19 protein-coding genes are annotated in these 21,495 nt (G+C 66.0%); 6 read left to right on the top strand and 13 right to left on the bottom strand.

What is annotated here, in order from left to right; genetic code table 11:
• The first annotated feature begins 120 nt into the window (after window positions 1–120).
• Complete coding sequence (locus NKF27_RS18470; RefSeq protein ID WP_045990826.1) at window positions 121–1,977, top strand: bifunctional diguanylate cyclase/phosphodiesterase; 1,857 nt, start codon at window positions 121–123, stop codon at window positions 1,975–1,977.
• A gap of 19 nt (window positions 1,978–1,996) precedes the next feature.
• Here NKF27_RS18470 and NKF27_RS18465 read toward each other — a convergent pair whose 3' ends face one another.
• The 10 genes from NKF27_RS18465 to NKF27_RS18420 all read right to left on the bottom strand — a co-directional run bounded on the left by NKF27_RS18465 (window position 1,997) and on the right by NKF27_RS18420 (window position 11,723).
• The gene (locus NKF27_RS18465; RefSeq protein WP_253554202.1) at window positions 1,997–2,497 is read right to left on the bottom strand and encodes a DUF2878 family protein; all 501 of its coding nucleotides are present in this window, start codon (window positions 2,495–2,497) and stop codon (window positions 1,997–1,999) included.
• Between the two features lie 11 nt (window positions 2,498–2,508).
• The gene (locus NKF27_RS18460) at window positions 2,509–3,777 is read right to left on the bottom strand and encodes a cyclopropane-fatty-acyl-phospholipid synthase family protein (RefSeq protein WP_108133432.1); all 1,269 of its coding nucleotides are present in this window, start codon (window positions 3,775–3,777) and stop codon (window positions 2,509–2,511) included.
• Window positions 3,774–4,583, bottom strand: a complete 810-nt coding sequence (locus tag NKF27_RS18455) for a DUF1365 domain-containing protein (protein ID WP_045990823.1) — start codon at window positions 4,581–4,583, stop codon at window positions 3,774–3,776. Before NKF27_RS18455 ends, NKF27_RS18460 begins: the two co-directional genes overlap by 4 nt.
• Window positions 4,580–5,911, bottom strand: coding sequence for an NAD(P)/FAD-dependent oxidoreductase (locus NKF27_RS18450; protein WP_253554199.1), 1,332 nt, complete (start codon window positions 5,909–5,911; stop codon window positions 4,580–4,582). The genes NKF27_RS18455 and NKF27_RS18450 overlap by 4 nt, the downstream gene beginning before the upstream one ends.
• Window positions 5,908–6,720 carry an SDR family oxidoreductase gene (locus NKF27_RS18445; protein WP_253554192.1) on the bottom strand — a complete coding sequence of 271 codons (813 nt, stop codon included), beginning with the start codon at window positions 6,718–6,720 and terminating at the stop codon, window positions 5,908–5,910. The genes NKF27_RS18450 and NKF27_RS18445 overlap by 4 nt, the downstream gene beginning before the upstream one ends.
• Before the next feature lie 219 nt (window positions 6,721–6,939).
• Complete coding sequence (locus NKF27_RS18440; protein ID WP_253554191.1) at window positions 6,940–7,380, bottom strand: nuclear transport factor 2 family protein; 441 nt, start codon at window positions 7,378–7,380, stop codon at window positions 6,940–6,942.
• Window positions 7,381–7,518: 138 nt separating this feature from the next.
• Window positions 7,519–8,949 (bottom strand): deoxyribodipyrimidine photo-lyase, encoded by a 1,431-nt coding sequence (gene phrB, locus NKF27_RS18435; protein WP_253554190.1) that lies wholly within the window; start codon window positions 8,947–8,949, stop codon window positions 7,519–7,521.
• A gap of 79 nt (window positions 8,950–9,028) precedes the next feature.
• Window positions 9,029–9,940, bottom strand: coding sequence for a MerR family transcriptional regulator (locus tag NKF27_RS18430; RefSeq protein ID WP_045990818.1), 912 nt, complete (start codon window positions 9,938–9,940; stop codon window positions 9,029–9,031).
• 315 nt (window positions 9,941–10,255) lie between these two features.
• Window positions 10,256–10,642: a sirohydrochlorin chelatase gene (locus NKF27_RS18425; protein ID WP_108133438.1), complete on the bottom strand. Its 387-nt coding sequence runs from the start codon at window positions 10,640–10,642 to the stop codon at window positions 10,256–10,258.
• A 52-nt stretch (window positions 10,643–10,694) separates the two neighbouring features.
• Window positions 10,695–11,723, bottom strand: coding sequence for an NAD(P)/FAD-dependent oxidoreductase (locus tag NKF27_RS18420; RefSeq protein WP_253554189.1), 1,029 nt, complete (start codon window positions 11,721–11,723; stop codon window positions 10,695–10,697).
• 359 nt (window positions 11,724–12,082) lie between these two features.
• Here NKF27_RS18420 and NKF27_RS18415 point away from each other — a divergent pair, with 359 nt between their 5' ends.
• Window positions 12,083–12,994 (top strand): TIGR01777 family oxidoreductase, encoded by a 912-nt coding sequence (locus tag NKF27_RS18415; protein ID WP_253554188.1) that lies wholly within the window; start codon window positions 12,083–12,085, stop codon window positions 12,992–12,994.
• Window positions 12,995–13,250: 256 nt separating this feature from the next.
• Here NKF27_RS18415 and rapA read toward each other — a convergent pair whose 3' ends face one another.
• Together rapA and NKF27_RS18405 are read right to left on the bottom strand one after the other, a co-directional pair.
• Window positions 13,251–16,190 (bottom strand): RNA polymerase-associated protein RapA, encoded by a 2,940-nt coding sequence (gene rapA / locus NKF27_RS18410; protein WP_253554186.1) that lies wholly within the window; start codon window positions 16,188–16,190, stop codon window positions 13,251–13,253.
• Window positions 16,191–16,533: 343 nt separating this feature from the next.
• The gene (locus NKF27_RS18405; RefSeq protein WP_108133442.1) at window positions 16,534–17,343 is read right to left on the bottom strand and encodes a TlpA disulfide reductase family protein; all 810 of its coding nucleotides are present in this window, start codon (window positions 17,341–17,343) and stop codon (window positions 16,534–16,536) included.
• Window positions 17,344–17,512: 169 nt separating this feature from the next.
• On the opposite strand from NKF27_RS18405, the gene NKF27_RS18400 reads away from it, so the two are divergent.
• Window positions 17,513–17,773 (top strand): hypothetical protein, encoded by a 261-nt coding sequence (locus tag NKF27_RS18400; RefSeq protein WP_253554183.1) that lies wholly within the window; start codon window positions 17,513–17,515, stop codon window positions 17,771–17,773.
• A gap of 9 nt (window positions 17,774–17,782) precedes the next feature.
• Here NKF27_RS18400 and NKF27_RS18395 read toward each other — a convergent pair whose 3' ends face one another.
• Window positions 17,783–18,202, bottom strand: coding sequence for a glyoxalase/bleomycin resistance/dioxygenase family protein (locus NKF27_RS18395; protein ID WP_045994223.1), 420 nt, complete (start codon window positions 18,200–18,202; stop codon window positions 17,783–17,785).
• Between the two features lie 411 nt (window positions 18,203–18,613).
• Here NKF27_RS18395 and phnC point away from each other — a divergent pair, with 411 nt between their 5' ends.
• The 3 genes from phnC to phnE all read left to right on the top strand — a co-directional run bounded on the left by phnC (window position 18,614) and on the right by phnE (window position 21,457).
• Window positions 18,614–19,483 (top strand): phosphonate ABC transporter ATP-binding protein, encoded by an 870-nt coding sequence (gene phnC / locus NKF27_RS18390; protein ID WP_253554181.1) that lies wholly within the window; start codon window positions 18,614–18,616, stop codon window positions 19,481–19,483.
• 58 nt (window positions 19,484–19,541) lie between these two features.
• The gene (gene phnD, locus NKF27_RS18385; RefSeq protein ID WP_253554179.1) at window positions 19,542–20,573 is read left to right on the top strand and encodes a phosphonate ABC transporter substrate-binding protein; all 1,032 of its coding nucleotides are present in this window, start codon (window positions 19,542–19,544) and stop codon (window positions 20,571–20,573) included.
• Between the two features lie 89 nt (window positions 20,574–20,662).
• Window positions 20,663–21,457 carry a phosphonate ABC transporter, permease protein PhnE gene (gene phnE, locus NKF27_RS18380; RefSeq protein WP_045994226.1) on the top strand — a complete coding sequence of 265 codons (795 nt, stop codon included), beginning with the start codon at window positions 20,663–20,665 and terminating at the stop codon, window positions 21,455–21,457.
• Window positions 21,458–21,495: the final 38 nt, after the last annotated feature.

Genomic DNA, 21,495 nt, shown 5'->3' with positions numbered 1-21,495 from the left:
GCCTTCGATCATGGTCGTGGTAGACAGAAAGTCTGCTTTGACACTACAGATTCGGGGGAAAGCGCCGATAACGACAGCACACTTTTTTCGAGTTCTCTATCGCGGGAGTCCAATTCGACCATGTGGCCTCGGTTATCTTTCAATCGCCCGCTGATCTGGCTCGGGCTCTCGGCGATGTCAGCCGTCCTGTGGCTGCCGAGCGTCTCGCTCAGGCTCGGTGCGCTGTTGCTGATGGCGGTGGCCATGTGGGACGGCTGGCGTCAGGTGAAGCTCGAGCAGCGTCGCTCGCGGTTGACCGAGCAGGTGATGCGACAGTCGGGGGAGGCGGTGATGATCACCGACGATCAGCACCGTATCCAGGCGGTCAACCCGGCCTTTACCGAGCTCTCGGGGTTCGAGCTGTCCGAGGTGGCCGGCCTCAGCGCCAGCAACCTGGCAGCGGCGCGCCATGACAGCGCCTTCTTCGAGCGCTTCTGGCAGGCGCTGATCAGCGCCGGTCGCTGGGAAGGCGAACTGTGGCAGCGACGCAAGGATGGCAGCGAGTACCCCATGTGGCTGGAGGTCCAGGTGATCACCGACCCCCATGGCCGCGCCGAGCACCATATCGCCACCTTTACCGATATCTCGCTGCGCAAGGCCCGGGAGCAGGACCTCAGGCGGATCGGTCGGGAAGACCCGTTGACCGGGCTTCCCAACCGTTTCCGTCTTCATGAATTGCTGGCCTCGCGCCTGCGTCATCTGCGTGCCGGTGAGTGTCTGGATCTGGCGCTGATCGATATCGATGGTTTCAAGGAGATCAACGACGGCCTCGGTGTCAGCGCCGGTGATCGATTGCTGGCACGTTTCGGCAAGCGCCTGGCCGGGCATGTGGCCGGCGGTGTGGTTGGGCGGCTGGGTGGGGACGAATTCATGGTCCTGCGTACCACTACCTACGACGATCACGAGCGCTGGGTCGAGGGCTTGAGGAGCCATCTGGGGGAGCCGTTCGAGATCGACGGCAGCACCTTGAGGCTCGGCATTACCATCGGCAGCTGTCGTGCCCCGGAAGACGGCAACGATGATGGCGTGCTGTTTCAGCGCATGGAGGCGGCGCTGGCGTCCGCCCGCCGCCATGGCGGTAATTGCTGCCAGCGCTTTCGGCCTGCCCTGGACGTCGGCGACGGTCCCAATCTGACGCTGCTCAATGACCTGCGGGAAGCGCTGGCCCAGGGAGGGCAGCTGGAACTTCACTACCAGCCGCAACATCGCCTCGCCGATGACGCCATGATCGGCATGGAGGCCTTGCTGCGCTGGCGTCATCCCCGCGACGGGATGATCTCCCCGGCGGAGTTCATCCCCTTGGCGGAGCGTCATGGACTGATGGCGCCGCTGGGTGACTGGGTGATTCATCAGGCCTTGACCCAGCTCGCCCACTGGCGCTCGCGGGGGCTATCGCCGCTGCCGGTGTGGATCAACATCTCGGCGATGCAGCTGTTCCAGGGCGACCTGGAGAAGACCCTGGCCACCGGCCGCGCGCGCCATGACGTGGCGTCCCAGTGGCTGGGGCTCGAGCTGACCGAGTCGGTGCTGCTGGACGATCGTGGCGGCGATATCGTGCCGCGCCTGGAGCGATTGCGTGACCTGGGCCATCGCATCGCCCTCGACGACTTCGGTACCGGCTATTCGTCGCTGGGCTATCTCAAGGAGTTGCCGCTGGACAAGCTGAAGCTGGATCGTGCCTTCATCAAGGCGCTGCCGGGAGACAGCGCCGATGCGGCCATCGTCAACGCGGTCACGGCGATGGCCCGAGGGTTGTCACTGGAGATACTGGCCGAGGGCGTCGAAACCGCAGAACAGCGCGACTACCTGCGCCAGGCCGGTTGTGATGAGGTGCAGGGGTACTTCTACGCCCGGCCGATGCCGGCCCACGAGCTCGAAGCCCTGTGGCGGGAAAGCGCTACCCGTCAAGAGGCCAATACCCGTCAGGCGGTGGCCTGATGGCGCCTTTAGCCCTTGTTCAGCCTGAGCGTCGACGCAGGCCGATGCCGATGACCAGGCACAGCGAGGCCCAGATCAGCGCCTGGGTCGGCAGCAGCCACTCGGCCAGCTCGACGCCCGCCAGTGCCGCGCCGCCCAGGTAGGACGAGGGGCCGCCGATCAGGCCGCCGAGGGCGGCGAGCCAGGGGCGCGTCCATAGCCACTCCAGCGAGTGATGAATCAGGGTGGCGAACAGCGGCCATAGCCACAGCAGCCACAACGCCAGCGGACCGAGGCTCGGGCTCTGCGGGTCGAAGCGATAGCCGCCCAACGCCGCCAGCGAGCCATCGATCACGACCCCAGCCAGCAGAAACCCCAGCAACCAGCGCCATTCTCCGGGCTTGGCCAGCCAGCGCAGGTGCGCCACGATCACCGCCAGGGCAATGGCTCCGCCGGCCCAGGCGCCCATCAGCACACAGCCGAACCAGCCCAGCTGGAAGCCCGCCACATTGAGCAGCGAGGCCTGCCAGCGGGGGGGCATCGGTCCCCTGATCACGGCTTGCCGAGCCGAGTTCGCGGCCGCGCATCGGGCTTGGCCAGCAACAGGTGGCAGGTGCTGATGGTGCGCTCCGCGAAACCCGCCTCGCAGTAGCACAGATAGTAGCGCCACATCCGCACAAAACGCTCGTCGTAGCCCAGCTTGCCGACCTGATCGAGGCTCGCCTCGAAACGCTGGCGCCACTCACGCAGGGTGCGGGCGTAGTGCGGGCCGATATCATCCAGATCGACCAGGTTCATCGAGGTGTGTTTCGTCAGGTTCTGCAGCAGTACCGTGGGCGATGGCAGAAAACCACCGGGAAAGATGTAGCGCTTGATGAAGTCCATCTCTCTGCGCGCCGCTTCATAGCGCTGGTCACGTACGGTGATGGCCTGCAGCAACGCCAGCCCCTGGGGCGCCAGCAACTGGTCCAGGGTCTTGAGGTAGCGCGGCAGGTAGTCGGCGCCGACCGCCTCCACCATCTCCACCGAAATCAGCCGGTCGTAGCGCCCGCTAAGTTCGCGGTAGTCCTCGTTGAGCAGGGTGACCTGGTCCTCGAGTCCCTCCTCGGCCAGGCGGCGAGCGGTATGCTCGTATTGCTCGCGGGAGATGGTGGTGGTGGTCACCCGGCAGCCGCGGGTACGGGCGGCATGGATCGCGAGTCCGCCCCAGCCGGTGCCGATCTCCAGCAGGTGGTGGTGAGGTCTGACGTCCAGCTTGTCGAGCATGACATCGAGCTTGTGCGTCGAGGCCTGCTCGAGGGTAGCCTCCGGGGAGGGGAAGATGGCACTGGAGTACATCCAGTGTTCACGGTCCAGAAAGGTCGCGAACAGGTCATTGCCGATGTCGTAGTGGGCCGCAATGTGGCGCCGGGAGCCCTTGCGGGTATTGCGCTGCAGACGCAGCAGCGTGGACAGCAGGGCGCGTCCCAGGCCGGCCAGGCCGCCTTCCACATCGTCATTGACCCGGTCGATGTTGCGCGCAAACAGGCGCACCAGTCCGACCAGATCGTCCACGTCCCAGTCACCGTCCATGTAGGCTTCTGCCGCCCCCAGGGTGCCGCCCAGCGCCATGCGCTTCCACACCCGACTGCGGCGTACCACCAGGGTTACGCTCAGTTCCCCCTGTTCCCCAAGCTGATGGCGCTCATGGCCGTCGACAAGGGTGATGCTGCCGTGGCGCAGTTGGCCCAATTGCGCCAGCACCCGAGGCTTGAGCCAGTGGCTGAGCCTGTCGCCGCGTCGGCTGATGGTGACGCCTTGTTCGCTCCTGAGTGTGGTCAAGACGGAGTCTCCTCGGATCTGGATGAGAGGCCTTCGGCCGGCGGTGGGTGATCGTGCAGCGGGACGCCCTTGAGCCACAGCCTGATTGCCTCCCAATGGATGGCTGCCAGGGTCTTGGTGGCCATCCAGGGTTGCCGCGCAAGGCCGGCGAGCAGCGCCGGTCGAGTAGCCGGCCGGCCTGCCAGGGTCAGGGTGGCATCGAAGTGGCGCTGGCCATCCCGCCAGGTCTCCATGTGCATGGCGAGCTCACGCCCCGGGCTGTTGAAGCGCCAGTGGTAAGTCATGCCCATGGGCAGAAAGGGCGATACGTGCAGGTCCTTGTCGAACTCAGCGCGGTGGCTGTGACGCTCGGGGTCTACCGCGGCAGCGTAACGGGTGCGCTCGCGCCAGGGGGTATTGGTGACTTCACCGAGTATCGCGCCCAGACGCTCGCGTCCCTCGCCGTCGGGTTCGTGGTAGAGGTAGTAGAGCGAGATGGGATTGAACGACACCCAGGGAGAGCCAAGCTGGGTCAGCAGGCAGACGCGGCCCTGGGGCGCCTGGCCCAGGCGCTCGCGGACCTCGGCCCTGGCGGCGTCGGCCAGGGTTATCTCGCTGCCCCGTGCCGGCAGGTAATCCTCGCGCCTGAAGCGGGCCAGCGCCGGCCTGCGGGCACTGAAGCCGGGCACCCGGTCGAACAGTTCGGGCAGCTCCTCCAGGTCGAGCCAGGCCATCCATACGCGATAGGCAAACTCGTGGGGTCGCGGCAGAAAGCGCCGATGGCGCAGGGTGCCGCGGTAGATCCGCGAACGCGGCTTGGCGATCATGGTGCCACCGCCTCCAGCCGCTCATGGTCGCTTTCCTCGCAGCCCAGCGCCTTTGCCACCCGCAGCGCGCTCCATACGCCATCCTCGTGAAAGCCGTTGCGCCAGTAGGCGCCACAGAAGTGAGTACGCAGCGCCGCAGAGGAGATCTCGGCATGACGCGCCTGGGCCAGGCTTCCCTGGCCCGTGAACTGGGGATGGGCGTAGCGAAAGCGCCCGAGCACCTTGGCCGGGTCGATGCTGTCGGCGTCGTTCAGGGTCACGCAGAAGGTGTGCGGCGCGCTCAGGCGCTGGAGGATATTCATGTCGTAGGTGACCGAGACCCGGTCAGCGTCGCCGCGGCCGTCGAGGCGATAGTTCCAGCTGGCCCAGGCGCGCCGACGGCGCGGCAGCAGGCGGGTATCGGTGTGCAGTACCACCTCGTTGTCGGCGTAGGGCAACGCCGACAGCACCTCGCGTTCGGCGTGGCTGGGGTCATCGAGCAGCCCGAGCGCCTGGTCGGCGTGGCAGGCCAGCACCAGTTGGTCGAAGCGTTCCTCGCCGGCATCGGTGCGCAGCACCACGCCGTCGTGTTCCCGACGAATACCGCGCACCGGCGTCGCCAGGCGGATGGCGTCGGCGTAGGGCGCCACCATGGCATCGATATAGCCGCGCGATCCCCCTTCCACGGTGTACCACTGGGGCCTGTCGTTGACCGACAGCAGCCCATGGTGGTGGAAGAAGCGCAGGAAAAAACGTGTGGGAAAGGCGCGGATATCGGCCAGGCTGGCCGACCAGATGGCGCCTCCCATGGGCAGCAGGTAGTGGCGCTGAAAGTCGTCGCTGAAGCCATGGCCATCGAGATAGTCGCCAAGGGGCATCAGCAGGGCATCGCTGGACGTATCCTGGCCCGGTCGCGCCAGATCGGCGATGGCCAGTCGGTTGAAGCGCAGGATCTCGCCCAGCAGGCGGTAGAACGCAGGGCGCAGCAGGTTGCGACGCTGGGCAAACAGCGAGGTCAGGGTGTGGCCGTTGTACTCGAAGTCGCGGTCGGTGCGATGCACCGAGAAGCTCATCTCGGTGGCCTGAGCGTTCACCCCGAGGTGTGCCAGCAGGCGCTGGAAGTGCGGATAGGTGCGGTCGTTGAAGACGATGAAGCCGGTGTCGATGGCGTAGTCCCGTCCGTCCAGGCTGACATCCACGGTAGCGGTGTGTCCCCCCAGCCGGTCGGCGGCCTCGAACAGCGTCACCTGGTGACGCGCGCTCAAGTAGCGAGCGGCGGCCAGGCCGCTGATACCCCCACCGATCACCGCGATGCGCTGGGCCTCGAACGGCGGTTGAAGGCGAGTCATTGGTTGCGTTCCTTGTGGGGGGTGGAATCGTCATCGTCTTCGCGCCTGACCAGGCGCTTGCCCAGGGCGATCCTCAGCCGCAGGGGCAAGATGCCCATGAGCTTGAGCAGGTAGGTGAAGCGCCGCGGGAAGTGGATGTCCCGTCGGCGTGCCGACAGTCCTTCGAAGATCGCCTTGGCCGCCTGTTCCGGCGTGACCGCCATGGGCATGGGGAAGTCGTTGCGTTCGGTCAACGGCGTCTTGACGAAGCCGGGGTGGATCACGCTGACGTCGATGCCTTGATGGGCCAGGTCGAGTCGCAGCGACTCGAGAAAGTAGCTCAGTGCCGCCTTGGACGCGCCGTAGGCTTCGGCACGCGGAAGCGCCAGATAGGCCGAGGCACTGGACGTCGCCACGATCTGCGGGCGGGCACCCTGGCGTCGGGCCTTGTGCAACAGCGGCAGAGCCACCTCGATGCCATGGATGGTGCCGAAGAAGTTGGGTTCGAAGTTGTCGCGAACCAGGGTGGTGTCGACGCGGCCGCCGTCGAGGTAGACGCAGGTCCCGGCGTTGAAGATCACCATGTCGAGGCCGTCGAAGGCCTCGTCGATGCGTGCGGCGGCCTCCTGCATCGACGCGCGGTCGGTGATGTCGGCGGGGACCGGCATGGCATTCTCGTGATCCTTGGCCAGTCGTTCCAGGCCAGCCTTGCCGCGCGAAGTCAGGGCGACGCGATGGCCATCGTCGAGCAGGCGTCGTGCCAGTGCCTCGCCGATGCCGGAGGTGGCGCCGGTCAGCCAGATGCGCTGAGGGTTGGGGTCGCGTGCCATCTACTGTCGCTCCTTTTGCGGTGCGGCCTTGCTGTCTGAGCTTGCTGTGGGCTCGATTCACGCTCGCTGCGATTCACGCTTGTCGAGACTCACTCTTGTTGTACAAGGTCGGATCAGAATTCTGGGCCTGCTGTCAGCTACGTATCGGCGCCGTCCATGGTTTCAGCCGACGGTGCGTATATTTACCGAAGGCGCGGGCATCGACCGGCGCTGCCAGCCTCAACCGGCGGCGTATCGCTTGATGCTGCGTATCACCGCGCCGAGCAACGGCAGGCGCTCGTAGAGCAGCGCACCGGCGTCGAAGTGGTCCTGGTGGTGGACCACCTTGCCGCCGTCCGGTGAGGCGAAGCGCAACACCGAGCAGCCTTCCACGTCGATCCGGCGGCCTTTGCAAAGGCGCCGGTGGCGCAGCGCCATGGTCCAGCACACGAAGCCCCGGTCGCCGTCCCGCAGGCCATGGTGAAAGCGGAAGCGGCAGTCGATCACGTTGGCGTACAGGGCGTCGAAGTCGCGCTTCAGTGCCTCTATGCCTTCCACCCGATGCAAGGGGTCGATAAAGACGATGTCACTAGAATATATACTGTATAGCTTTTCTGTACAGGTATTGTCTAGTTTATTGAAGGTGTCGCAGAAGGTCGCCAGCACAGGGTCCTGGATCATGGGGGCTCCTTGTCGGTGTTGTTGTCGTCGGCAGATCGGACTGAGGTGGATCGGGCTGGGGCGGATCAGCAAAGGGACCACAGGATGACGCTGGCTTGTGCCGGGCTATCTCACGCCAGGCCAAGCCAGACAGTGTCCTTATCCCGCGTCCTTCGACAGGCTCTTGAAGGCGTCGAGTGCGCGCTCGCGGGCGGCGCGGTGGTCGACGATGGGGGCGGGGTAGTCGAGGTCGGTGAGCAGATCCCGGGTCGGGGCATGTCGCTTCTTCGGCGCCAGTGATGCAAGCTCCGGCACCCAGCGCGCGATGAATTCGCCTTCGGGATCGAAGCGTTCGGATTGGGTGGTGGGGTTGAAGATGCGGAAGTAGGGCGCGGCGTCGGTACCGGTGGACGCCGCCCACTGCCAGCCGCCGTTGTTGGCGGCGAATTCACCGTCGACCAGGTGCTCGAGGAAGAATCGCTCTCCACGTCGCCAGTCGATCAACAGGTGCTTGGACAGGAACATGGCGGTCACCATGCGCAGGCGATTGTGCATCCAGCCGGTAGCGACCAGCTGGCGCATGGCGGCGTCGACCAGCGGATAGCCGGTGCGTCCTTCGCACCAGGCGGCAAAATCCTCGGGGGCATCGCGCCAGTCCAAGGCCTCGGTGTGGCGTTGAAAGGCCCGATGGCGGCATACCCTGGGGAAGCCTGTGGCCACGTGCTGGTAGAACTCTCGCCACACCAGTTCGCTGACCCAGGCGGTCAGGCCGGCGTCGCCGTCGCTCAAGCTACCGTCGTTGATCGCCATCACCGCCTGCATGCACTGACGCCAGGAGATCATGCCCAGCGCCAGATAGGGCGATAGCTCGCTGGTGCCGCGTCTGGCCGGGAAGTCCCGCTGCTCCTTGTAGCGCTTCGCCGGGCTGTCAGGGAAACCTCGCAGAAAGCGCGACAGGCGGTCACTGGCGGCCTCCTCGCCGGCCGGCCAGTGGCGACCATCCACGCTCTTGTTTGGATAGTCGGGGCGCCGGCTGGCGCTGGAGGACAGCTCCAGCGGCGCCTGGCGCTCCGGTGGGTCCAGCACCTCGAGTCGCTCGGCGCTGATGGCCTTGTGCCAGGCCTTGGCGAAGGGGGTGAAGACGCCGTAGTAGCCGCCCTTGCCGGTCAGCAGCTCGCCGGGACTGAAGGCCACGGCGTCGCGCAGGGCACGCGCCTCGAGGCCGCTGTGCTCGGCCTGCGCCAGCACCGCCTGGTCGCGCTTGACCTCATCGAGAGGGTACTCGCGATTGAAATAGAGGGCGTCGGCGCCGAGCTCCTCGGCCAGCGCCATCAGCACCTGGGGAGCGTCGTCGAAGCGCGCTACCTGTCGCTGGATCAACGGGATATTGCGCTCGGCCAGGGCTTCGCCCAGGGCCTCCACGCCACGACACAGAAAGTCGAGCTTGTTGTCGCCGTGGCCATGTTCGCGCCACTGCTGCTCGGCGTGCAGAAAGACACCGATGACCGGGCCGCGTCGGGCGGCGTGGTAAAGCGCAGTATTGTCGTGAATACGCAGATCGCTGCGAAACCAGACCAGAGTGACAGGCATGGGGAGCTCCCGCGAATCGTGTCGTGGTTAGAGGGGGCATCGCGCCGCGACGGGGATGATCAGGCTGTCTTGTCGTGGCTCAGTGCTGGCGAATCAGCGGCCTCAGCCGGTCCAGCGCCATGGGGATGTCGTCACCGAGCACCTCGATCTGGCTGTCGGCCAGTTCGGCGGCGCGGATGCGTGCCACCGGGCCGCACAGCGCCAGCGGAGTGTCGAGCTGTTCGGCCAGGCGAGGCAGCAGTCGACGGACCACGTCGGAGCGTTCGGCCTTGCCGCTGCACAGCACCACCGCACCGGGGCGCAGGCGCTCCAGCGCCAGCGGCAGATCGGTGAACGGCAGCGGCGCATCCATCAGGGCGATGCGGTAGCCGCGTTCACTGGCGGCGAGCGCCAGCATCAGGGTCCACAGCGAACCGTCATCGTCCGGCAGGGTGTCCAGCAGCAGGGTGGAACCACGGGCGGTGCGATTGGCGTGAAACAGGCGAATACCGATGCGCGTGCGCAGGAAGCTCTCCAGACTGCGTCGCTGCAAGGCCGCGCCAAGCTGCCCCTCCCAGCGCTCCTCGAGCTCCTGGACCACCGGCTGCCACAGCTCACTGATGCAGGTGCCGACCGGGTAGAGGGCCAGGGACTGCTGGTACAGGCCGTCCAGATGATCCATGTCGAGAGCATCCACCGCGCCCAGCATCTGGCGGCGCTGCGAGGTCCAGTCGCCGGCGGCGGGCGGTGCCGTCTCGGCGGGCTCGGGCTGGGTCAACAGATCCTTGACCTGACTGACCGGGACACCGCGGTTGAGCCATTGCAGAATACGCTCGACCCGCTCGATGTCTTCCCGAGCGTAGAGGCGATGCCCCTTGGGCGTGCGGCGCGGCTCGATCAGTCCGTAACGCCTCTCCCAGGCACGCAGGGTCACCGAATTGACCCCGGTGAGCCGCGACACTTCGCGGATGGGGTAGAGAGGAGATTCGGTGGGGGGCGCCGTATGACTCATGAGGGCCTCGATGCGTGTCCTGGTGCGATTGTGAAGGCGCAAGCTGCGCCCTGTCCCTGGAAGTTGTCGATGGCGTAGGTGACTCGACGTTTCCGTAGCTGTACAGACGCTACAAAGTGTACAACAGTTTTACCGCTTTTCGCTCACGCTGATTGAACGTCTAGGCTTAGTCCGAAAAGTCGGCGAGCGAAGGTTAGACAAGGCAAAAATCGGTGAGACAGCGCAGTTTACGGGGTGTAAATGAGCATGTTGATCCGATTTTTAACGCCGTATTACCGAGCGTAGGCACTTTTCAGACAAGCCCTAGGGGGCTGATCAGGGGGCCGGTGATAGCGTCTCGCCGACCTGATCGGCCACTGCGCTTGCCAGCGCCTCGACGAACACGGGGTGTTCTCCTACCGGCGCCAGCAGCGTCAGTTCGAGCCCCGGGTGTTCGCTGCGCAGGGCGTCGATCTGGGCAGGCACATCCTTGCGCAGATGACGACCGGCGGCGAAGAACAGCGGCAGCACCTCGATGCGGGTAACGCCGGCTGCGCTCAGTTCGGCCACGGTGGTCTCCAGCGACGGCTCGCACAGCTCCATGTAGGACAGCCGGATCGGCGTGCCAAGGCGTGGCGCCAGGGCGTCGCGGAAGTGCTCGAAGGGCGCCCGCCAGTTGGGATCGCTGGAGCCGTGTGCAAGTAGTACCAGTGCGTATGACATGTTCGGTTTCCTGATGACCTGAAAATGGGTAAGCCTGCGACTGGCGCCCGCTTCAGGCGTCGGTGGCAGTACGATGCAGGGCCTCGGCGACGTGCACGCCCGACAGCCAGGCATCCTCGATACGTCCGCCGCGCAGACCGTCACCGGCCAGTGCCAGGCCATCCTCGCCTAGACGGTGATCGGGCGCCGCCAGCGTAAGGTCCGCGGTGGCGTAGCGCCAGCGATGGGCACCGCTGGCCGTGATCTGGGGCAGAGAGGAACCTGTCGGCAACCGGGTTGCGAGGGCCTTCTGCAGGGCTGCCGTCAGCCTGCTGACCACGTCCTCGGCGTCGTCCTCGAGATGGCGCTGACTCCACTCGTCCCGGGCCAGCAGCGAAAGCGTCTCGCTCTGGTGCTCGCGTCCGGGCTTGCGATTCTGGCGAACCGCCAGGCGCAGCGGCCCCTGGTCAAAGCGTACCACTGGCCAGTCGGCGTCGATGCCCTCGAGCGTCAGCGCTGTGTCGAAGCGCACCCAGGCACTCCAGCAGGGCAGCATGCGGATCTCACGACAGGCCTGCGCCAGCGCCTCGTCGTGGGGGCGCAGCAGGGGTTCGGCCTGGGCCGCCGGCGCGGTCACCACCACCCGGTCGAAGGGGCCGTAGCTGTCGCCCTGCGGGTCCTCTAGCCACCAGCCGTCCAGGCGATCGGTCAGGCGGGTGACGCGAGTCGCCGCAAACAGCTCATGGGGGGCGGCCAGGTGACGGGTGATGGCGCTCATGCGTGGAGTGCCGCAGTAACGATGTTGATCGTCGCCTTCCTCATGCCAGGCGCCCGAGGCGTCGACCCGATAGCTGGAGGGCGGCCAGGGCGTGGCCACCCCTGCGGCTTCCCAGCGGTCGACCTCGGCGGCGAAGGCAGCATCACGCACGCTGAAGTATTGAGCACCCAGGTCGAGGGATTCGTCTCCCTCGCGGCGAGAACTGGCGCGCCCACCGGGCCCTCGGCCCTTGTCGAACAGCACCGCACGGTGACCGTGTCGGCGGAGCTGGCCGGCGCAAGCCAGGCCGCTGAACCCCGCTCCAATGATGGCGACCTGCAGCATCGACGGAAGCCCTCCTCGAGCCTGTGGTGTCAATATCTTGGATGTAGCGTATAAGTGATGTACAACTTGAGTCAAATGAAGTCCTAGGCTCAGTCCGAAAAGTCGACGAGCGAAGGTTAGACAAGGCAAAAATCGGTGAGAAAGCGCAGTTTACGGGGTGTAAATGAGCATTTTGATCCGATTTTTAACGCCGTATTACCGAGCGCAGGCACTTTTCAGACAAGCCGTAGACCGGCCAGCGCACAACCGACTAGGCTGAAATCAGGCTGGTCGCACGCTGCGGTGGTCGCTGCCGTCAGAGAGGGCCGACGGTATGTGGTCGGGGCCAGGGATCGTTGTGTATTGCGAGAGGACAAGCTATGCGAGTACTGATCACCGGTGGCAGTGGCTTTGTGGGCCAGCGTCTGTGTCGACGCTTGGTGGACGCCGGTCACCGCGTACAGGTGGTCTCCCGCTCACCAACGCAGGCGGCGAAGGTGCTGCCCGAGGGGGCGGATGTACGGGTCAGCGCGCTGGACTTCGTCGACGCGCCGCCCGGGGTGCTGGTCAACCTGGCAGGCGAGCCCATCGCCGACAAGCGCTGGAGTGACACCCAGAAGGAAAGACTTATCGATTCGCGCATCAACGCCACCAGGGAACTGGTGATGCTGTGCGAACAGCTGTCGCAGACCGCCAAGGCCCCCAGGGTGCTGGTCAGTGGTTCGGCCATGGGCTTCTACGGCGATCAGGGCGGGGGCGAGGATGCGCCGCCGGTAACCGAGCAGACAGCGCCCCATGATGAATTTGCCCACCGCCTGTGCAAGCGCTGGGAACAGGCCGCCGCTGGCGTGAAGGACTTCGGCGTGCGCCTGGCGATCCTGCGCACCGGCCTGGTGCTGGATGAAGGCGGCGGCATGCTCAAGAAGCTGCTGCCACCGTTCAAGCTGGGGCTGGGGGGGCGGCTCGGCAAGGGCGATCAGTACATGCCCTGGATCCATCGCGAGGATCTGGTGGAAATGATCCTGTGGTTGATCGAGAAGGAGCACCTGAGCGGGCCCTTCAACGGCAGTGCCCCGGAGCCCGTCACCAACCGCGAGTTTACCGAAGCGATCGGGCGTCACCTGAAGCGCCCGACGCCCTTTCCGGTGCCGGCGATGGTGCTGGAGACCGCCTTCGGCGAGATGTCGCGGCTGTTGTTGACCGGCGCGCGGATGGTGCCGCAACGCTTCGAGGAGGAGGGCTTCAGCTTTCGCTACCCGACCCTGGACAAGGCGCTGGACGACATTCTTTAAGACGGCCTGAGCACTGCTGTTCGATACTGGCGGTCGCTCCCCGGTAGCCCCCCAGGGCCAGCCAGTCGGGGGTGGAAGCCCCGCGATTGGTACCTTGCAGCGAAAGGCGCATGCCTACAAAAGGAGCCCCGCGCTGCGACCGACAGCGCGGGGCTCCTTTGTTGATGGCGGGTGCTGAAATGTCGGTCGTCGTGGACGCCACCGTCGTGAAAGTGGCGAGGGCGACGCTGCCGGGCCGCCCTTGCCGAGACAGCCGCTAGCGGCTGTCGTCGTCGATGGTCACGATTACGCGCACGGCGTCCAGGCGCAGGCGGGTGCCTTCGATGGCCTGGTCCAGCGCCTGGCGCTCGTCGCGCAGGGCGGTGATCTCGTCCTCGCGTACCGACGGGTTGCGCTGCGCCAGGGCCTCGAGTCGGGTCAGTTCGTTGTCCAGCGTCTGGCGCATGCGCACCTGGGCGGCCTCGACGATCGTCGGCAGCTCACGCTGGGCCTCGGCTTCGGCGCTGTCGAGCAGGTCGCGCAGCTGGTCGTGGCGACTCTTGATCAGGTCCCGCGCCACCGCCTTCTTGACCTTCTTGAGGTTCTTCGAAAGACCGGTGAAAGACACCTTGTCGGTGAGGTTGGCACCGGACTCGTCGAGCAGCACCCGCACCGCGGTGGGCGGCAGGAAGCGATTGAGGTGCAGACGCTTCGGTGCCGGGCAGTGGGTGCGGAACACCAGCTCCGCCATCAGCCGCCCGGCAGGGATCGCCGGATGCTTGAGCAGGGCAAGGGCGGTGTTGCCCATGTTGCCGTCGAGGATGCGGCCCATCATCTCGCGCAGCAGCGGGTGTTCCCAGGACAGCCGCTGGACGTCGTCCCGGGCCAGCGCGCGGGAGCGCGAGGTGGTCACGGTGAAGCCTTCCTCACCCTTCACCAGCCCCGGCAGGCCGTCGAGCATGTGCGAGCCTGGTGACAGCAGGGTCAGGTCATTGCCTAGCTCGCGACTGTCGACGCCGAAGATGTCCAGCGCCTGGTCCAGGTAGCGCGGCAGGGCGCGGTCCTCGTCGAGTTCGACGATCGCTTCCTTGACCGACTCGACCCGTTCGGGACGGCAGGCGTTGAGCTCCAGCAGGCGATTGCGGCCGGCGTCACGCTCGGCCAGCTTGGCGTCGAACAGCGCGCGGGTCTCGCCGATGACTTCTTCCAGGGCCTCGTCGTCGAGCAGGCTCTCGGCCAGGTCGTCGCCGAAGGCGTCGAACAGGTCGTTGCCGATGCCGTGCGGTGCGCTGAAGGCGTCCATCCCTTCCTGGTACCAGCGCAGCAGTTTCTCGCCGGGGCTGCCTTCGAACACCGGCACATGGATCTCGATGGCGTGGCGCTGGCCGATGCGATCGAGACGGCCGATGCGCTGCTCGAGCTGATCCGGGTGCAGCGGCAGGTCGAACATCACCAGATGGCGACAGAACTGGAAGTTGCGGCCTTCGGAGCCGATCTCGGAGCACACCAGTACCTGGCAGCCGTCCTCGTCGTCGGCGAAGGCGGCGGCGGCGCGGTCGCGCTCGACCAGCGACAGGTCCTCGTGGAACACCGGCGCCTGCACGCCGCCGAGCACGCGCAGGCCGTCGGACAGCCCCTGGGCGGTCTCGCGGTCGTGGGCGATCACCAGCACCTTGTCGTCGCCCATCTCGGTCAGCCGTTCGAGCAGCCAGGTCACCCGGGGGTCGAACTGCCACCAGGGCTCGGCGTTGAGCGGATCCTCGGTCAGGGCGCTGTACATGCCGTCCAGGTAGACCATCACCTCGGGGTGGTCGAGGCCGGTCTCGATCAGCAGCTCGTCGAGGTAGTCCTCGTCCCGCGCCAGGCGACGCAGTACCCGGCGATAGGACGACGGCAGCTCCAGCTTGTCGACGTGGAGGCGACGTTCGGGGAAGCCGCCGACGTGGCGACGGCTGTTGCGGAACATCACGCGGCCGGTGCCGTGGCGGTCGAGCAGCTGGTCTCGCAGCTGGGCGCTGGCCTGCTGGCGCTGTTCCAGGCTGCACTCGGGGTTGGACAGGGTCGCCAGCAGCGCCTGGCTGTCGCCGTCGTCGGCGACCGCACCGATGGTGTCCCGGGCGCCGGCGTCCAGCGGCCCGTCGACATCGGTCAGGGCGTCGATGGCCTCGGCCACCGCCACATAGCCCTGCTCCTCGGCGCGGAAGGCTTCCAGGTCCGAGTAGCGATCGCGATCGAGCAGACGCAGCCTGGCAAAGTGGCTGGCCAGCCCCATCTGCTCCGGCGTCGCGGTCAGCAGCAGCACTCCCTCGGTGGCGCCGGACAGGCGCTCGACGCAGGCGTAACCGGGGCCGACCTCGTCCTCGCTCCACTCCAGGTGGTGGGCCTCGTCGACGATCAGCAGGTCCCACTCGCAGGCTTCGGCCTGCTGCTGACGGTGGGCGTTGGCGAACAGCCAGTCCTGGCTTGCCAGCACCAGCTGGCCGGCCTCGAAGGGATTGGCGTCGCCATGGGCCTGGCTCTGCTGTTCGTCGAGCAGGGTCACCGACAGCGAGAAGCGTCGCAGCAGCTCCACCAGCCACTGGTGAGTCAGGCTCGCCGGCACCAGAATCAGCGCCCGCTCGACCCGCCCGGTCAGCAGCAGGCGATGCAGGATCAGTCCGGCCTCGATGGTCTTGCCGAGGCCGACTTCATCGGCCAGCAGCACGCGAGGCGCCTGACGTGAGGAGACCTCGTCGGCGATGTACAGCTGATGGGGGATCAGATCGATGCGTGGGCCGGCCAGGCCCAGCGCCGGGTTCTGCTCGATGCGGTGGTAGTGGTGCAGGGTGCGAAAGCGCAGGTCGAACCAGTCGTTGCGATCGACCTGGCCGGTCAGCAGACGATCCCTGGCCTGGTCGAACTGCATGCTGTCGGCCAGCCGGGCCTCCGGCAACTCGCACAGCTCGCCCTTGTCGTCTTCGCCGATATAGACGATCAGTCCGTCGATTTCCTTGGTGTCGTCCACCGTCATCTGCCAGCCCTCGGCGGACTGGATGCGATCACCACTGCCGAAGGCGACTCGGGTCAACGGGGCGAGACGGGTACTGTAGGTGCGGGTTTCCTGGCTGGCGCCGAAGAGCACGGTGACGCTGCGCGCGTCGCAGTTCAGGATAGTGCCCAGGCCGAGTTCGGCCTCGCCGTCGCTGATCCAGCGCTGGCCGGGAGAGAAGTCGCTCATGATGCCTCGGGAGATGCGTCGTTACGGTTCGTGGTCGCGGGCCAGGCCCGCCGCCGACAGGGCGCGGTATCTTACAGCAATCTTCAGTCTGGCTTAAGCGCCATCGTCATGCCCGTGATCAGATGTCGCATGGCGGCTGAAACCTTCGCATCGAGGCGTTCCCGAAACGCCCCCGCGCTTGCCGCCGTGCCCGGGCCAGCGATGAGCTTGGCCGTGAGGTGGCGGATTCAGGCTACGTCAGTGCAGGAAAAGACAGGTTGGGCGGGCCGAGGCGGGGTGTCCCCCTCGGCCCTGAGACTGCGGGTGCGGTTCACCTGCAGTATGTGCTCAGGTTGGCAAAGTTTCAGCGCGCCAGCCAGTCGTCCAGCAGAGGCAGGGTCAGCTCCCCCACATGGCGCTCGAGCAGCTTCCCTTCGGCGTCGAACAGCAGTGTCGTGGGTAGTCCGGGAGATTGACTCGCTGCCAGCAGTTGCTGGCGCGGGTCGAGCAGGGGGTAGCGAAAGTCCAGGCCGGCCTCGTCCAGGTAGCGCGCGACCTGAACCAGCGGCTCGCCCTGATTGGCCACGACCACGGTGACGTCGTCGCGTTGGTCGATGTCGGCCAGCAACGGCATCTCGCGCCGGCAAGGCGGGCACCAGGTGGCCCATAGATTGATGATCAGCGGCTTGCCGGTGGGGCCGCCTGCCAGCGAGGCCAGTTCGATGGGGGCGCCGTCGACGTCTTCCAGGGTCAGCTCTGGCACGCGTTGCGGCGCCGGACTTGCCGACAGCGGCGCCCAGCTGACCAGCGCCAGCCAGGCAAGCGAGGCGACCAGCGTCAGACCCAGGGCGCCGAGCAGGGCGCCAAGGCGATCACGCAGTGACCACAGGGTCCACAGGGCGGCGGCGACCAGCCCCCAGACCCCGCTGTAGCCGGGTAGCCACAGCTTGATGATATCCAGCCAGTTGTCCTGATAGGCGGCCCAGTGCGGCAGCACGTGCCCGAGCCGAGCGCCGACCAGCCAAGCCAGCATCAGGCCGTTGAACCAGCGACCGTGGCGGCGGCGGGGCAGGCCCAGCAGGAAGGCGCTGGCGGCCAGCAGCAACAGGGTGACGACGAGGGCGTAGAGACGCGGCAGGCTCACTAGCACCGGTCCGATGGCGATGGCATCCATGGATGGGGCGAACTCCATTGGGGAAACGCGAAAGCACGAAAATGCGCAGGCGAGCAGGTACACTTGGTGGGCTCGATCCGGCAAGGCTACTGCGCCCGATGCGCGCTGTCATCTCGAGCCGCCTGCCGGGCCATCGGTTTTCGAGCCATCTCTCTGATCAGGATCTGTGATGTCACCACCCAAGACCTTCGACCCCCTGCGCGCCCTGGCCATCGGCAGCCAGGCCCTCGGCTTCGTGATGATCTTTGTGCTCGGCACCACCCTGGACCACCCGCGCCCGTGGCAGGGGCTCACCCTGGGGCTGATGCTGGTGGTGGCGCTGGTAGTGGCGATTGCCCGTCGATACCGCAACAACCGTGTCCAGAAGTTCCGTGACGAACGCCGCCAGCGGCTTTTGTCAGAAGACGAGGGGGACGAGGGACATGACTGACCAACAGCGTCAGGCCCGGACCTCTCGGGTCGATGAGGCGCAGCGGGCCGGATCGATGGCGGTAAGCCTCAGCCAGTGCCCCTCCGGCATCCGGCACAGCACCACCCGAAAGGCGCACTGACGCGAGGTGCTGTTGTCTCCCTCCCAGCTCTGTACAAAGCCGCACTCGTGTCCGCAGTCTTCCAGGCGTCGACGCAGCGCAGGAAAGCTGGCGGCGTCGACCTCGAGATTCAGTGTTCTCGGCGGCGTCGGGGTGTGGCTCGCCAGCAACATCAGCACCTGGGTGTTCTCGCCGCCTCCCAATTCCAGGGTCACCCCAGTGTCGCTGGCGACCAGCACCCGAAGGCCCAGTGTCGTCTCGAAGAACCGACGCATTCCCGCCAGGTCGCTGACCTCCAGGGCGCCCGGCTCCAGACTGAGATGCTGCATGACATGCCTCCGTGGGATCATGTGTCGGATTCAGTCTGGCGCCGAAGCCGCCGGTTTTCCCTTCAAGCCTGTTTATGGCCTCTATCGCCTGGCGCTATGGGCGTGGCGATTGGCCGCTTGCAGGTGCCTCCTTGCAGCCCTTTCCAGGGCGTCTTGTCCAACTTCCTTTTCGTACAAGTGGACGACGTCTTCGTCGACAGGTCGCCCTGCCTGAGTATGACGAATCGGCGGCAATGACGTGACCGCCGCATGACAGCCGCCCCCAACTCCTTGTTTTTTATACCTCTGGCGAGGTAGTACCGGAGCGCTTGCTCCGTGTACAGGGAAATTTGTCATCTCAATGACATTGTCTAGACAACTGGCCTTCATCTTTGATGTCCAGACTGGCGCCATTCCTAGAGGAGAGGCGTCATGTCCATTCCCACCATCATCGTCGAGCGACTCAACAAGAACTTCGGCCATAGCCGAGTGCTCGAGGATGTCAGTTTCGAGATCACCCCGGGGGAGATCGTTGCGCTGATCGGCCCGTCCGGCTCCGGCAAGTCCACCCTGATGCGTCATCTGGTCGGGCTGACCTGCTGCAACCGTGAAAGCGGTGGCCGCGTCAGCCTGCTGGGGCGCGAGATCCAGGCCAGCGGTCGCCTTCGCCGGGCCAGCCGTGGCCAGCGCTGCCGGGTCGGCTACATCTTTCAGCAGTTCAATCTGGTTAACCGCCTCAGCGTGCTGACCAATGTGCTGATCGGCCAGCTCGGGCGCATGCCGAGGGCGCGGGCGCTGCTCGGTCGTTTCAGCGACGAGGAACGCCAACGGGCCCTTCAGTGCCTGGCTCGGGTCGGCCTCGAGGGCATGGCCTACCAGCGTGCCAACACCCTTTCCGGCGGTCAGCAGCAGCGGGTGGCCATCGCCCGGGTGCTGATGCAGGACGCCGACGTCATCCTCGCCGACGAGCCCATCGCCTCGCTGGATCCGCGCAGCGCCCGGGAGGTGATGGAGATCCTCGAGCGGATTCACGCCGAGGATGGCCGCACCGTGGTCATCACCCTGCATCAGGTCGATATCGCCCGGCGCTACTGCCATCGGGCCATCGCGCTCAAGGATGGGCGCCTGTACTTCGACGGCAAGACCTCCGAGCTGACCGACGCACGCCTCAAGACCCTGTACGAGAACGCCGGCCTCGACGAGCTGCGTGCCGGCAGTCAACCCGACCTGCCGTCACCGCTGCGTGAGCCTAGCTACACCCAGGCCCAGGCGGCTGTCTCGGCGCAGGTCGTCCATAGCTGAGCCACCACATCCTGCGACACCTGTTCCCACAACGACCGATAACCTTCAGGAGAATCCCATGTCTCTCGCATCCTTTCGTCGCCTGTCGCTGCCGTTGATCGTCGGTATCGGCCTTGCCGCCAGCGCCCAGCTGGCCGCCGCCGAGACCGAGACCCTCAAGTTCGGCATCATCTCCACCGAGGCCAGCCAGAATCTGGCACCGCTGTGGGACCCGTTCCTGGCCGACATGTCCGAGCAGATCGGCATGGAGGTCGAGCCCTTCTTCGCCACCGACTACGCCGCGGTGATCCAGGCCATGCGCTTTGATCAGATCGACCTGGCCTGGTACGGCAACAAGTCGGCCATGGAAGCCGTCGATCGTGCCGACGGCGAGATCTTCGCCCAGACCGTGGCGGCCAACGGAGCCCCGGGCTACTGGAGTCTGATGATCACCCACCAGGACAGCGACATCGAAAGCGTCGATGACGTCCTAGCCAACGCCTCCGAGCTGGTGTTCGGCAACGGCGATCCCAACTCCACCTCCGGCTATCTGGTACCGGGGTACTACGTCTTCGCCAAGAACGGTGTCGACGCCTCGTCAGCCTTCAAGCGCACCCTGAACTCGAGCCACGAGACCAACGCCCTGGCGGTGGCCAATCAGCAGGTGGACGTCGCCACCTTCAATACCGAAGGCATGGAGCGTCTGGAAGTGACCGCGCCGGACAAGGCCGAGCAGCTGCGGGTGATCTGGAAGTCGCCGCTGATCCCGTCCGACCCGCTGGTGTGGCGCGGCGACCTGGACGACGCCACCAAGGAAAAGCTGCGTGAGTTCTTCCTGAACTACGGCGACGACGCCGAAGAGCAGGCGATTCTCGAGCCGCTGCAGTGGTCTGGCTTCGATGCCTCCGACAACGACCAGCTGTTGCCGATCCGTCAGCTGGCGCTGTTCAAGGAGCGCTCCGAGGTGGCCAAGGACGAAAGCCTGGACGAAGGCGATCGCGAGGCCCGACTGGCCGAGATCGACAGCCAGCTCGACGATCTCGACGTGCGCATGAAGGAAGTGCAGGCCGCCGAGGCGATGCCCGAGGACGCTGCCGCCAACGCCGGCTGATGTGACGCCAGGCCGCGCCGGGACGAAGGCCCGGCGCGGCCTGGACTGCTCACGCTGTCACCGCTTTCTCAAGTTCCCCAGGAAAACGCATGACCACCCAGACACAACTTTCCGGCATCAGCCTGCCGCCCAAGCGTAGCTGGACCACCCTGGCGCTGTGGGGCGTCGGCCTGGCGGTGCTGGCCTGGTCCTGGCAGGGCGTCGAGATGCGCCCGAGCCTGCTGGTGACCAACGCCGACAATATGGCGACCCTGGCCGGCGACTTCTTTCCCCCGGCTTTCGGCAACCTCGGCCACTACATCGAGCAGATGCTGGTGACCATCCAGATCGCCATCTGGGGCACCCTGCTGGCCATCCTGGTCGCCATTCCGGCGAGCCTTCTGTGCTCCGAGAATCTGGTGCCCTGGTGGGTCTACCAGCCGGTGCGCCGACTGATGGACGCCACCCGCGCCATCAATGAGCTGGTGTTCGCCATGCTGTTCGTGGTGGCGGTGGGGCTTGGGCCCTTCGCCGGGACCCTGGCGCTGTTCATCCACACCACCGGGGTGCTGGCCAAGCTGTTTTCCGAAGCGGTGGAAGCCGCCGAGGCCGGGCCCATGGAAGGCATTCGGGTCACCGGAGCCGGGCGCATCGAGGAGATCGTGTTCGGCCTGATTCCCCAGGTGCTGCCGCTGTGGATCTCGGTGAGCCTGTATCGCTTCGAGTCCAACATCCGCTCGGCCACGGTGCTCGGCATGGTCGGTGGCGGCGGTATCGGGGTGGCGCTGTGGGAGACCATGCGCGGATTCCAGTACGCCGAGACGGCCACCATCATGCTGGTGATCATCATCGCCGTGACGGCGCTGGACATGGCCTCGCAGTTCGTACGCAAGCGCTTCATCTAGGCTGACACAACAGAGCCGAAGCCGCAGACCTGACACAA

Origin of the sequence: Halomonas sp. DN3, assembly GCF_024137905.1 — a bacterium.
Taxonomy (GTDB): domain Bacteria; phylum Pseudomonadota; class Gammaproteobacteria; order Pseudomonadales; family Halomonadaceae; genus Halomonas; species Halomonas litopenaei.
The sequence above is the reverse complement of the archived record's forward strand: the minus strand, read 5'-3'. Positions and strand labels throughout refer to the sequence as shown.

Bases quoted from the DNA above. Each gene is read 5' to 3' on its own strand.
- NKF27_RS18470 (WP_045990826.1), top strand. From the start codon at position 121: ATGTGGCCTCGGTTATCTTTCAATCGCCCGCTGATCTGGCTCGGGCTC.
- NKF27_RS18465 (WP_253554202.1), bottom strand. From the start codon at position 2,497: ATGCCCCCCCGCTGGCAGGCCTCGCTGCTCAATGTGGCGGGCTTCCAG.
- NKF27_RS18455 (WP_045990823.1), bottom strand. From the start codon at position 4,583: ATGATCGCCAAGCCGCGTTCGCGGATCTACCGCGGCACCCTGCGCCAT.
- NKF27_RS18450 (WP_253554199.1), bottom strand. From the start codon at position 5,911: ATGACTCGCCTTCAACCGCCGTTCGAGGCCCAGCGCATCGCGGTGATC.
- NKF27_RS18445 (WP_253554192.1), bottom strand. From the start codon at position 6,720: ATGGCACGCGACCCCAACCCTCAGCGCATCTGGCTGACCGGCGCCACC.
- NKF27_RS18440 (WP_253554191.1), bottom strand. From the start codon at position 7,380: ATGATCCAGGACCCTGTGCTGGCGACCTTCTGCGACACCTTCAATAAA.
- phrB (WP_253554190.1), bottom strand. From the start codon at position 8,949: ATGCCTGTCACTCTGGTCTGGTTTCGCAGCGATCTGCGTATTCACGAC.
- NKF27_RS18430 (WP_045990818.1), bottom strand. From the start codon at position 9,940: ATGAGTCATACGGCGCCCCCCACCGAATCTCCTCTCTACCCCATCCGC.
- NKF27_RS18425 (WP_108133438.1), bottom strand. From the start codon at position 10,642: ATGTCATACGCACTGGTACTACTTGCACACGGCTCCAGCGATCCCAAC.
- NKF27_RS18420 (WP_253554189.1), bottom strand. From the start codon at position 11,723: ATGCTGCAGGTCGCCATCATTGGAGCGGGGTTCAGCGGCCTGGCTTGC.
- NKF27_RS18415 (WP_253554188.1), top strand. From the start codon at position 12,083: ATGCGAGTACTGATCACCGGTGGCAGTGGCTTTGTGGGCCAGCGTCTG.
- rapA (WP_253554186.1), bottom strand. From the start codon at position 16,190: ATGAGCGACTTCTCTCCCGGCCAGCGCTGGATCAGCGACGGCGAGGCC.
- NKF27_RS18405 (WP_108133442.1), bottom strand. From the start codon at position 17,343: ATGGATGCCATCGCCATCGGACCGGTGCTAGTGAGCCTGCCGCGTCTC.
- NKF27_RS18400 (WP_253554183.1), top strand. From the start codon at position 17,513: ATGTCACCACCCAAGACCTTCGACCCCCTGCGCGCCCTGGCCATCGGC.
- NKF27_RS18395 (WP_045994223.1), bottom strand. From the start codon at position 18,202: ATGCAGCATCTCAGTCTGGAGCCGGGCGCCCTGGAGGTCAGCGACCTG.
- phnC (WP_253554181.1), top strand. From the start codon at position 18,614: ATGTCCATTCCCACCATCATCGTCGAGCGACTCAACAAGAACTTCGGC.
- phnD (WP_253554179.1), top strand. From the start codon at position 19,542: ATGTCTCTCGCATCCTTTCGTCGCCTGTCGCTGCCGTTGATCGTCGGT.
- phnE (WP_045994226.1), top strand. From the start codon at position 20,663: ATGACCACCCAGACACAACTTTCCGGCATCAGCCTGCCGCCCAAGCGT.